Genomic DNA, 11,491 nt, shown 5'->3' with positions numbered 1-11,491 from the left:
TTCTCCTTCGGGGGCGGGGGCACGCGCGTCCCAGGACGGCCGGCCGGGGCGATGCAGGCCGCTCCGCCTGGGAGGAGGAACCCGGCGCCCGCCGGCGGGCGCCGGTTCGCGACGCGAGGCCGCCGGCCTCGCGTCCGCCCGCCCCCATGCCCCGCCCCCGCCTGCGCGGCGGCCCGCAGGACGGGCGGCGGGGCGCCTTCGGCACACAAAGAAATGCCCCCGCGCCACGGCGCGGTGGCATCCCGAACCCGAATCCGCTGCCGCTATTATATCCGTTACCTGAAACATCGTCATCTGTTTCAGGCAGCCGATCCTTGCGGATCGGCGGTGCCGGTCTTACCCAGCGATGAGCCGGCGCCGGCTTCCCGCTTCCTCCGGGATCGCCTGCCTTGCGGCAGGTCTTCCATCCCGTCCACGGGCGTTTTGCGTCTCCGGGCCACTCCCGGCGACGGCGGCCACCAGGGCCGCGAGATTCCGCGCCGCGTTTTCGTCCCGGTCGAGCACGAGCCCGCATTCCTCACAGCGGAAGGTGCGCTGCGAAAGCGGCAGCGACGGCTTGACCGAACCGCACCGCGAGCAACGCTTGCTGCTGGGATAGAAGGGCGGCGCTTCGACCAGAACCGCCCCGTGCCAGGGGCACTTGTAGCGGAGCTGGCGGCGGATCGCCGCCAGGGCGGAATCGGCCAGCACCCGGGCGAGCCGCCGGTTCTTCATCATGCCCGCCACGTGCAGCTGTTCGACGACCACCACGCCGTAGGTGCTCGCCAGGTGGTGGGTCAGCTTGTGAAGGGCATCCTGGCGGAGGTTCCGGGCCCGCGCATGGAGCCGGGCTAGCCGGCGGCGGGCCTTGTGCCACCCCCGGCTGCCCCTCTGACGCCGGGCCAGGGCGCGGCTGGACCGGGCGATCTTTCGGAGCGCCTTTTCAAGGGACCGGGGGTTCGGCCACTTCTCGCCCGTCGAAAGGACCGCCAGGTGCTGGACGCCCGCATCGACGCCGACGACTTTCCAGGGGAACCGGGGCCGGCCCGGCGGCCGCTCCACCTCGCAGGTGAAGCTGACGAACCACCGGCCCCCCTCCTGGGCGACCGTGGCGGACAGGATGCGGGCCGTTCCCGCTTCGATGCGCCGGCGCAGGGCCGTAGTCGGCTCGTGGGTCTTCACCCGCCCGATCCGGGGCAGCACGACGTGGCTCTTGTCGTCCACCCGGATCGCGCCGGTGGTGAACCGCACCGACTCCCGGCCCCGGCCCTTCTTCCGGAACCGGGGGAACCCCACCCGGCGGCCCTTGCGTTCACCCTGGCGGCTCTTGGACCAGTTCTGCAGGGCCCGGGCGAGTCCGTCCAGACCGGAGGAATAGGCCTCCTTCGAGTTCTCCCGCCACCAGGGGGCGACGACGTGCTTTTGCCGGTTCCACTCCCGCCGCAAGGCGGGGAGGGTCCAGGGCACCTCCACCTCCTCGCCCCGGGCGCGGGCTTCCAGGCGCTCCTTTACCAGGGCCAAGCCCCAGTTGAAGGCGAAGCGGCGGGCGCCCACGTGGGAGGCCAACGCCCGTTCCTGGCGGGGTGTGGGGTCGAGGGCGAAGCGGTACGCCTGCAACACACGCATGGGGAAGCCCCCAAGATCATCCAAGGACATCGTACCAGAACATCTGTTCTCAGACAACGAGCCGGCCGAGGAGGGAAGGGGATGCGAAGATTTGATGACATTGGACGAGAAACGATAAGAAACGCACTAGCTGTTCTCAACCCCCCGCGGCGGCTGGTGCCAGCGCCCCGGGGTGAGGCGCGCCGCGGCCCTTCCGCCACCCCCGCGCCCCCTGCACCCCGGATGGCACCGGCCGCCCTCGGCGCCGCCAGGCCCCGACGCCCGCGAGGCCGGCGGCGCGGATCGGCCGCGCCGGGTCCACCGCCATCAGGCGGGCATCAGGCGGACACCAGCTCCAGCTCGGCCAGCAGGGCCCGCAGCCGATGGGCCATCTCCTCCGGCATCGCCACCAGGGGCGGCCGGAAGCCGCCGGCGTCGAAGCCCACCCACCGCAGGGCGGTCTTCACGGGGATCGGGTTGGCCGTCCAGAAGAGCGCCTTGAACAGCGGCAGCAGCCGCAGGTGGATCTGCGCCGCCTCCTCGACCCGGCCGGCCCGGAAGGCGTCCACCAGGCGGCGCAGCTCCCCCGCCACCAGGTGGGAGGCGACGCTGACCACGCCATCGCCGCCCACGGCCAGCACCGGGAGCAGCAGGCTGTCATCGCCCGCGTAGACCCGGAAGGGACGGGGCAGCAGCCTGCGCACCTCGCCCACCTGATCCAGGTCGCCGCTGGCCTCCTTGACGGCCACCACGTTGGGCGCCTGCTCCACCAGCCGGGCCAGGGTGGCGGGTTCGAGGTTGCACGCCGTCCGGCCCGGCACGTTGTAGATCATCACCGGCAGGGTGGTCGCCTCCGCCACCGCCCGGAAGTGGGCCAGCAGGCCCGCCTGGGGCGGCTTGTTGTAGTACGGCGTGACCAGCATCACCCCGTGGGCGCCCTGGGCCTCCGCCGCGCGGGTCAGGCGGATCGACGCGGCCGTGTCGTTGGTGCCCGTCCCCATCCAGACGAACACCCGGTCCCCCACCGCATCCAGCACCGCCGCCAGCAGGGCCGCCCGCTCGTCGTCGGTCAAGGTCGGCGACTCCCCGGTGGTGCCCGCCACGACGATGCCGTCCGAGCCCGCCTCCACCAGCCGTCGCGCCAGCTCCCCCGCCCGCGCGGCATCCAGGCGACCGTCGTCGTCGAAGGGCGTCACCATGGCGGTGATCACCGAGCCGTAGTCGGGCATCGCGGATCCCCCCTCCTCCGTCCGCCCCGTCCGTCGCACAGCTGCCTCCGGCCACGCCCACGGCGCGGCCGACCGCCCGCCATCCCCGTCCCGCCTCCCACCGCCGGCGCCTCACGGGGCGCCGGGCCGGTTCGTCCCCGCCAGGCGGGCCGAGCCCTCGGTCGCGCCCGCCGGTGCGCCGACCCCGGCATCCCGGGGCGCCCGCTCGGGCCCGTCGAGCACCGGCGCCAGCTGGCCGAGGCCGAAGTGCTGGTGCAGGGCCCGCACGGCGCGGCCCAGGTCGTCCCCGTCCACCAGGCAGGAGATGGTCATGTGGGAGTCCACCGTCAGCAGGATCGACACCCCCGCCGCCTTGAGGGCCTCCACCACCCGCGCCATGACGCCCGGGACGCCGTGCATGCCGGCCCCCACCACCGTCACCTTGGCGCAACCGCGGCGCAGCTCCGGCTTCAAGCCCAGGGCCTCCAGCGCCTCCCGCGCCTCGTCGGCGCGGTCGTCCCGGACCACGAACGCCTTCCGCCGGGGGGAGACGTTGATCATGTCGACGCTGATGCCGCGGTCCGCCAGGGCGCGGAACAGCCGCACGTTGAGGGACTGGTCGTCGTCCGCCGCCGTATCGAGGGTGATCTGGGTCAGGCCGGGGATGTGGGTGATGCCGGTGACGGCTCGCGGCTGGCGCAGGTCGGGCCAGACCTGGTCCACCTCCCAGTGCCGCGTGACCAGCGTGCCCGGGTCGTCGGTGAAGGTGTTGCGGATCCGCAGGGGCACGTTGCCCCGCATCGCCAGCTCCACGGCCCGCGGGTGGACGACCCGGGCGCCCTCGTGGGCCATCTGGACGATCTCGTCGTAGGTGGCGGTGCTCAGGGTGCGCGCCTCGGGCACCAGGCGGGGGTCGGCGGTCTTGACGCCGTCCACGTCGGTGTAGATCTCCACCACCTCGGCGCGCAGGGCGACCCCCAGCGCCGCGGCGGTGGTGTCGCTGCCGCCGCGGCCCAGGGTGGTGATGTCGCGGCCGTCTTCCGTCACCCCCTGGAACCCCGCCACCACCGGCACCTGGCCGCGCTCCAGCTGCCGGCGCAGGGGCGCGGGATCGACCCGCAGGATGCGGGCATCACCGAACTGGGCATCGGTGACGATCCCGGCCTGGCCCCCGGTCAGCGCGACCGCCTGGACCCCCCGGGCGCGCAGCTCCTGGGCGAAGACCACCGCCGCGATGATCTCCCCGCAGGCCATCAGCAGGTCCTGCTCGCGGGCCGGGATCCGCGGGTGCACGGCCCGCGCCAGGTCCACCAGGGTGTCCGTGGCGTACGGGTCCCCCCGCCGCCCCATGGCCGAGACCACCACCACCGGCTGCATCCCGTCCTGGACGGCGGCGATCACGTGGCGCGCGGCCGCCGCTCGCTCCCGGCTCCCGCGCAGCGAGGTGCCGCCGAACTTCTGCACGACGATGCGCACGGTCTCCTCGTCCTCCGAATCGTCCCCCGAAGGCGTCCTGCGGGGTCGATCCACCCCGCGGCCGGCCCGTCGCCCGGCCGGCCGCCCGTCACGCCGCCCCTCGGCGACGGCACGGGAGCGGCCCGCGCCGCGGCCCGGCGACCGGTGCCGGCCCGGCCACGGCCGGTTCGACCGACCGGACCATGCTGCGCCCGCCTCAGCGGGCGCGGGCCTTCGCGCCCACCAGCGCCTCGGCGATCTGCACCGCGTTGGTGGCCGCTCCCTTGCGCAGGTTGTCGGCCACGATCCACAGCCAGAAGGCCCGGGGCGTGGTGGGGTCGCGGCGGATGCGACCGACGAACACCTCGTCCCGGCCCGCCACCGCCAAGGGCGTCGGGTACACCCCCGCCTGTGGATCGTCCTCCACCACCACGCCCGGGGCCGCGGCCAGGACGCGACGCAGCTCCTCCACCGTCGCCTCGTCCCGGGTCTGGATCCACACCGCCTCGCTGTGGCCGACCCGTACGGGGACCCGGACGGCGGTGGCCGTCACCGGCAGGTCGTCCCGCTCCAGGATCTTGCGGGTCTCCCGCACCAGCTTCCATTCCTCCAGCGTGAAGCCCTCCGCCTCGAACCGGTCGCAGTGGGGCAGGACGTTGAAGGCGATGGGCTTGGGGTAGACCTGCGGCGGGTGGGCGCGGCCCTCGACGCCGGCCCGCACCTCGGCCTCCAGCTCGTCCAGCGCCGCCGCTCCCGTCCCCGAGACGGCCTGGTAGGTGGCGACCACGACCCGCTCCAGGCCGAAGCGGTCCAAGATGGGCTTCAGCGCGACCACCAGCTGGATGGTCGAGCAGTTGGGGCTCGCGATCAGGTTGCGGTGGTGCGCCAGGGCGTGCCCGTTGACCTCCGGCACCACCAGCGGCACCGCCGGGTCCATGCGGAAGGCGTTGGACTTGTCGATCACCACGGTGCCCGCCCGCGCCGCCTCGGGTGCCAGCTGGCGGCTGACCTCGCCGCTGGCGGCGAAGAAGGCGATGTCCACCCCCGCAAGGGCCGCCACCGAGGCCTCGCCCACCGCCCAGGACGAACCGGCGAAGCGCACGCGCCGGCCCGCCGACCGGGAGGTGGCCAGCGGCCGCAACTCGTCCACCGGGAAGCGGCGTTCTTCCAGGACCTGCAGCAACCGTTGCCCCACCAGCCCCGTGGCCCCCACCACGGCAACGCGGTAACCCATCGCCCGTCCCGACCTCCTGTCCGTGCCTCAAGGTGTGACAAGCAGCGGTTGCAGCTGCCGTCCCTCCAGGGCGGCCGCCACCGCCTGGGGCAGCAGATCGAAGCGCGCCGTCAGAGAGTTCGGCTTCTCGTCCGGATTATCCTGGCCGAAGGGGACGAAGTAGACGTGCTTCGCGTTCAGCAGCGTGGCCAGGTTCCGGGCGTTGAGCCCGAGGCCGTCGTTGGTCGAGATGGCGAGCACCACCGGCCGCTGGTTGCGCAGCTGCGCCTTGGCCGCCATGAGGACCGCCGAGTCGCTGAACCCGTTGGCCAGCTTGGCCAGCGTGGTCCCCGTGCAGGGCGCGACGACCAGCACGTCCAGCAGCCGCTTGGGACCGATGGGCTCGACCTCGGGGATCGTCCGCCACGGCGCGCGGCCGGTGATGGCCTCCAGCCGCCGGATCCACCCCTCCGGCGTCCCGTGGCGCGTGGCCACGGTGGCCACGGAGTGGGAGACGATGGGGTAGACGTCGGCCCCTGCGGCCACGAAGCGCTCCACCCACCCGAGGACGGTGTCCAGGTTGTGGTGGGACGCGCACAGCGCGAAACCCACGCGCCGCCCCCTCAGCACCGCCGATCCCTCCCGCCGCCGGGCCGCGCGGGGCCCTTGCCGGGCGGGCGTCCGGCCCGCCCGCAGGGCGCCCGGCCGCTCATCGGCACAATATGGCGCCGGCCCCCGGCGGGTCACCGGGAGGGGGCGGATTCGGGCGCGTCCGCGTCAGGTTTCCTGACGGCGCGGATCCGCGCCCACGGCTCGGACCGCGGCCGGCGCCGGCGGGCGCGCGGCGTCGGCCGGAGGGGCGCGCGGACGTGGATCGGCGTCCAGATGCGCGGGCATGGACCGGCATCGGGGGGCCCGGCGGCGGGCCGAGGCCACGGGCTCACGCGGGGCGCGGGCTCCCGCCGGCGGTCTCGCCGGGGACGCCCTGCGCGAGCCGCTCCACGCAGTCGGCCAGGATGCGACCCGCCGTCACGGGGAAGAACCGGGCCGGCAGGCCGAGCTCCAGGTGGGCCCGGACCCCCCGGCGGCGCGCCGCGGCCCAGTCCACGCCGCCGGGATGGGAGGCGATGTCGACGACCAGCGCCCCCGGCCGCAGGGCGGCCAGCTCCGCGTCGCCCAAGAGGAGGGCCGGCACGGTGTTGAAGACCAGCTCGACCGCCGCCAGCACCTCCACCAAGCGCGCCGGCGGCACCGCCACCGCGCCGGTCGCCGCCGCCTCACGGCGCGCCTCCTCGCGGCGGGCGACCACCGTCACCGGGCAGCCGAAGCCCTGGAGCAGCCGCACCAGGGCGCGACCGCAGCGGCCGTAGCCCAGGACCGCCGCCGGCCGCCCGCCCACCACCTGGCGGTCCAGCTGCTGGGCCCGCAGGACGGCGCCCTCCGCCGTCGGCCAGGCGTTGGCCTCGGCGAAGGCGGCGTCGGCCAGGATGTCGTAGCACCGGCCGCCGGCCGCGGCCACCGCCGCCTGGATCGCCGGTCCCGGCCGGCCGCCGACGTAGAGCACGCCCCGCGCCAGCGGCCAGGCGCCGGGCTCGAGCCAGCGGGCGCCCGCCGTCGCCAGCTGGCCGGCGGTGGGCGGGCCCGTCACCGGCCCCACCACCACCGCCGCGCCGTCCAGGGCGGCGGGGTCGGCCCCACCCGGCAGCCCGTCTACCGGCTGTCCCCAGACCCGCACGGGCCAGCCGCGTTGGGCCAGGTGGCGGGCACAGGCCACCTGCCGCTCGTCGGTGGTGACCACCGCGACGACCCTGCGCTCCGCCGCGTCGGCGGCCCTGCCGGGGTGGGCGGCCGGCGCCGGGCCGCCCACCCCGGCCCCGCGGGTCGCCGGGCCGCCGGCGAGCCCGCCCGGGCTCGCCGGCGGCCCACCGGCCACCGGCCTCACCCCCGCCGGCGGCGAGCCGGGGCCGTCCGCCCCGGCTCGCCGCCGCCCTCCGCGGACAACGCCACCAGCTCCTCCAGGTCGTAGACCACGCGCCCGGCCAGCTCGCGCACGTGCCGCACGGCCAGGAGCACGCCCGGCACGAAGGACTCCCGGCTCAAGCTGTCGTGGGCCAGGGTGAGCACCTCGCCGCGCCCGCCGAAGACCACCCGATGGTGGGCCACCAGCCCGGGCAGCCGCACGCTGTGGATGGGCACCTCCCGACCGGCCACCGCCGCGAGCCGCTGGCGGAGGCGCAGGGCGGTGCCCGACGGCCGGTCGCGCTTGCGATCGTGGTGCAGTTCGACGATCTCGGCGTCGGGCAGGAGCTCCGCCGCCAGGGCGGCGAACTGGGCGAGGAGCATTGCGCCGATGGAGAAGTTGGCGATGACGGCGGCCCCCAGCCGCCGCTGGCGGCAGGCGTCCTCCAGGGCGACCAGCGCCTCCTGGGAGAGCCCGGTGGTGCCCACCACGGGGGCGATGCCGTGTTCGACCGCGATGCGCAGGTGGTGCTCCGCCACGGGAGCGACCGTGAAGTCGACCAGCACGTCGGCGGCCGTCCGGTCCAGCACGGCCGCCAGGTCGGTGTCCAGCGGCACCCCCGTCGGGCCGGCCCCCACCTCCACGCCCACGTCGGGCGCCGCGTGGGCGGCCACCGCGCCCACCACCTGGATGTCGGCCTCGGCCAGGAGCCCCCGGGTGATGGCGCTGCCCGTCTTGCCGGTGGCGCCGCACACGATGACGCGGACCATGCCCCATCCCTCCGCGGCCGCCGACCCGTCCGGCCGGCGGCGGGAGGCACGCCGCGCCTCCCCGCCAGGGGCGCCGCGACGCCGGCCCGGTGCGGCGGCTCGGGTCCCAATCTCTTCGATTATAACGCCTGCGACGCCCCGCAAAGGCCCCGCGGCGCTCCGGGCGGGACCCGGAGCGCCGCGGGCGAGCCGGCGGCCCCCGCCGCTGCGGCGACGGGGCGGAGGGGGCGATGGTCGGTTCAGCGCGTCGCGGGATGGGTCTTGACGTCGGCCGCCCCGTGCTGGCGCAGCACCTGGGCGACCTCGTTGACCTGGGCGTCCTGGCAGCGCACGGCGCACAGGGTCCGGCCCTGGCGGACCTTGTTCTCGAACTCGCGCGCGTCCGCCTCCGGGATGCCCCAGTCCATCAGGCCGCCGGCCAGGCCGCCCGCCGCAGCGCCCGACAGGGTCGCCGCCAGCGGGCCGGCCGCCACCAGGGGACCGATCCCGGGGATGGCCAGGGCGCCGGCCGACGCCAACAGGCCCGCCCCGGCGCCGATGCCCGCACCCCAGGCGGTGCCCTCGCTCAGCGACTGGTTGGCGAAGGACGCCTCGCCCTGGCGGGCGCCCTCACCGCCCTCGCGCCGGGAGACCAGGGAGACCTCCTGCTCCTCGACCCCCCGCGCCTTGAGGGCCTCCACCGCCGCCTCGGCCTGCTGCCGGGTGGCGAAGGACCCGATGACCGTCTTGGCCAAGCGTGCTACCCCCTTCCGGTGCCCGCTGCCGGGCACCCGGTGGTAGCCTGCACCCGGCCTGCGGCCCTAATGCGCCCCCGCGCCGCCCGCCCCGCCCTCCGACGGGGCGGGCGGCGCGGGCGGCAGTTCGACCAGGACCAGGTCGTCCCCGATGCGGCGGATGGCCGACCAGGGCACCGCCAGGATCCGCCGGCCGCCGCGCCAGAAGGGGCGGGGCGGCCCGGCCAGCCGCAGTTCCAGCACCTGGCCCGTCGCCGGGTCGAAGACCAGGTCGGCATCGGCCACGCGACCCAGCCGGCGGGCGTGGGTGATGTCGATGATCTCCTTGCCGGCCAGCTGGCTCCAGCGCATGCCGATCCCATCCCCGTCGCCCGCCCGGCCCGGCGCCGCCCGCCGCCGCCTACCGCCGCCGGCCACCGCCAGCCGGCCGCGCCGCCCCGGAGCGGACGCCCGCGGAGCCGCGCGCGACCGCCGCCGGCTCGACGGCCGGCCGCACGGGCCCGCGGGGTGCGGACGCGCGTCCCGCCGGCCGCCGCGCCGCCCTGCGGCGCCCGCGCCACCGGGCGCCGGCGCCGACGCGGCCGCGGCGGCGACTACCGCCCGGTGCTGCCGAAGCCGCCCTCGCCGCGGGCGGTCGGCGGCAGCGCCGAGACCTCGACGAACCGGGCCCGGGCCACCGGCGCCACCACCAGCTGGGCGATGCGGTCGCCGGGCTCCACCCGCACCGTCTCCCTGCCCAGGTTGACCAGCAGCACCTGGATCTCCCCGCGGTAGTCGGCGTCGATGGTGCCCGGCGCGTTGAGCACCGTCAGCCCGTGGCGCGCCGCCAGCCCGCTGCGCGGCCGCACCTGGGCCTCGAAGCCCGGCGGCAGGGCGATGGCGATCCCGGTGGGGATGCGGCAGGTCCCTCCCGGCGGCACCTCCACCGGCGCATCCAGCGCGGCCGCGAGATCGCACCCGGCGGCCAGCTCGGTGGCGTAGACCGGCAGTCGCGCCCGCGGGTGGAGCCGCCGCACGGCCACCGTCACGGCAGCACCACCTGTCGGGGCGTCCGCGGCGCCGGCCGCGGTCGCCACGCCGGCCGCCTCCCGGCCCGCCGGCGGCACCCCGCCGGCCGTCATGGGAGCCGGCGCGGCCCCCGGGGGCGGGCCCGCCGCCTGGGGGCCGCCCTCCCCGTCGACGCCGCCCGGCGCCGCGCCTCGGGGCCGCCCCTCGCGTCGGCTCATGCCAGCCCCTCCCTCAGGGCCATGGATGGGGCCGGCCCGGTCCCCGCCACAGCCCATCGCTCGGGGTCCAGCAGGCGCTCCGCCGCCGCCACCACCTGGTCGGCGGTCACCGCCTCGATGCGCGCCACCACTTCCTCCACCGTCACCACGCGGCCCAGCATCAACAGGGTGCGCCCGAGCCGGTTCATCCGCTGGCCCGTGCTCTCCAGCCCCATGAGCAGGTTCGCCTTGATCTGATCCCGCGTCCGGGCCAGTTCGTCCGCCGTCACCCCTTCCCGCCGCACCTTGCGGCACTCCTGCCCGATCAGCTCCAGGACGCGCGCGGCCGTCTCCGGGCTGGTGGCGGCGTAGATGCCGAAGAGCCCCGTGTCGGAGTAGCCGCCGTGGAAGGTGTAGACCGAATAGGCCAGGCCGTGGTCCTCCCGGATCACCTGGAAGAGCCGGGAGCTGGACGTCCCGCCCAGGATGTTGGTCAACACCAGTTCGGGGTAGAGGTCGTCGCTGCCGTAGGCGGCGGCGGGCGCCGCGACGCACAGGTGGACCTGTTCGATGGGCTTCTGGCGCCACGCCTCGGCGCGCTGCGGCGCCGGGGGCCGCGGGCGGGTGGGCGCACCGGTCCGCCGCCAGCCCGCGAACCAGCGCTCCACCTCCTCCAGCACCCGCCCGTGCTCGACGTGGCCGGCCACGGCGATCACCGTGCGACCCGGCTCGTAGTGCTGACGCCAGAAGTCCACCAGCGCCGCGCGGTCGACGGCGGCCACGGTCGACTCCCAGCCGATCACCGGTCGACCCAGGGGATGGCCCGGCCACAGGGTCTGGACCACCAGGTCCTGGACCACGTCCTCGGGATCGTCCTCGTACATCTTGATCTCTTCCAGGATCACCCGCTTCTCCCGCTCCAGGTCCGCGGGGTCGAACCGGGAGCGGAGGAGCATGTCGGCCAGCACCTCCATGGCCAGGCCGAAGTGCTCGTCGAGCACGCGGATGTAGAAGGAGGTGTCCTCCTTGGAGGTATATGCGTTGATCTGACCGCCCACCCGGTCGACCACCTCGGCCAGCTCCCGGGCGGTGCGGGTCTCGGTGCCCTTGAAGGTCATGTGTTCCAGCAGGTGGGCGATGCCCGCCCGCTCGTCCGGTTCGTCCCGGGAACCGGTGCGGAACCACACGCCCACGGTGACGGAGCGGACGCCCGGCACCGTCTCGCTCACCACCCGCAGCCCGCTGGGCAGCGTGGTGACGCGGTACTGCGTGGACACCGTGCCCGCCGTCATCCCTCGCGCCCCCTCCATGCCAAGCCCTCCTTGCCGCGTGGCCGCGGCCGGCAACGAAAAAGCTTCCCGT

At 75.8% G+C, this 11,491-nt stretch carries 11 protein-coding genes; all 11 read right to left on the bottom strand.

The genetic code is table 11. The features are described from left to right. Window positions 1–336: 336 nt before the first annotated feature. Window positions 337–1,605: an IS607 family element RNA-guided endonuclease TnpB gene (gene tnpB / locus Q5761_RS05090; protein ID WP_318751431.1), complete on the bottom strand. Its 1,269-nt coding sequence runs from the start codon at window positions 1,603–1,605 to the stop codon at window positions 337–339. Window positions 1,606–1,922: 317 nt separating this feature from the next. After that, on the bottom strand, window positions 1,923–2,813 hold the full coding sequence (dapA, locus tag Q5761_RS05085) for a 4-hydroxy-tetrahydrodipicolinate synthase (RefSeq protein ID WP_318751430.1): 891 nt from the start codon (window positions 2,811–2,813) through the stop codon (window positions 1,923–1,925). 111 nt (window positions 2,814–2,924) lie between these two features. Then, complete coding sequence (dapG, locus tag Q5761_RS05080; protein ID WP_318751429.1) at window positions 2,925–4,268, bottom strand: aspartate kinase; 1,344 nt, start codon at window positions 4,266–4,268, stop codon at window positions 2,925–2,927. A gap of 196 nt (window positions 4,269–4,464) precedes the next feature. Next, window positions 4,465–5,481 carry an aspartate-semialdehyde dehydrogenase gene (locus Q5761_RS05075; protein WP_318751428.1) on the bottom strand — a complete coding sequence of 339 codons (1,017 nt, stop codon included), beginning with the start codon at window positions 5,479–5,481 and terminating at the stop codon, window positions 4,465–4,467. A 27-nt stretch (window positions 5,482–5,508) separates the two neighbouring features. Beyond that, on the bottom strand, window positions 5,509–6,090 hold the full coding sequence (locus tag Q5761_RS05070; RefSeq protein ID WP_135225353.1) for a dipicolinate synthase subunit B: 582 nt from the start codon (window positions 6,088–6,090) through the stop codon (window positions 5,509–5,511). 310 nt (window positions 6,091–6,400) lie between these two features. After that, on the bottom strand, window positions 6,401–7,393 hold the full coding sequence (locus Q5761_RS05065; protein ID WP_318751427.1) for an NAD(P)-dependent oxidoreductase: 993 nt from the start codon (window positions 7,391–7,393) through the stop codon (window positions 6,401–6,403). A 5-nt stretch (window positions 7,394–7,398) separates the two neighbouring features. After that, window positions 7,399–8,190 (bottom strand): 4-hydroxy-tetrahydrodipicolinate reductase, encoded by a 792-nt coding sequence (gene dapB / locus Q5761_RS05060; RefSeq protein WP_318751426.1) that lies wholly within the window; start codon window positions 8,188–8,190, stop codon window positions 7,399–7,401. Between the two features lie 239 nt (window positions 8,191–8,429). Continuing rightward, the gene (locus tag Q5761_RS05055) at window positions 8,430–8,924 is read right to left on the bottom strand and encodes a DUF1269 domain-containing protein (RefSeq protein ID WP_318751425.1); all 495 of its coding nucleotides are present in this window, start codon (window positions 8,922–8,924) and stop codon (window positions 8,430–8,432) included. A 66-nt stretch (window positions 8,925–8,990) separates the two neighbouring features. Beyond that, window positions 8,991–9,275, bottom strand: coding sequence for a YlmC/YmxH family sporulation protein (locus Q5761_RS05050; RefSeq protein ID WP_318751424.1), 285 nt, complete (start codon window positions 9,273–9,275; stop codon window positions 8,991–8,993). Window positions 9,276–9,517: 242 nt separating this feature from the next. Beyond that, window positions 9,518–10,150, bottom strand: coding sequence for a dUTP diphosphatase (gene dut, locus Q5761_RS05045; RefSeq protein WP_318751423.1), 633 nt, complete (start codon window positions 10,148–10,150; stop codon window positions 9,518–9,520). Beyond that, entirely contained in the window at window positions 10,147–11,439 is a 1,293-nt protein-coding gene (locus Q5761_RS05040) for a pitrilysin family protein (RefSeq protein WP_318751422.1), read from the bottom strand. Before Q5761_RS05040 ends, dut begins: the two co-directional genes overlap by 4 nt. Window positions 11,440–11,491 lie beyond the last annotated feature (52 nt).

Source organism: Thermaerobacter composti (assembly GCF_033582035.1).
Classification (GTDB): domain Bacteria; phylum Bacillota; class Sulfobacillia; order Thermaerobacterales; family Thermaerobacteraceae; genus Thermaerobacter; species Thermaerobacter composti.
This window is presented reverse-complemented; position numbering and strand designations above follow the sequence as displayed.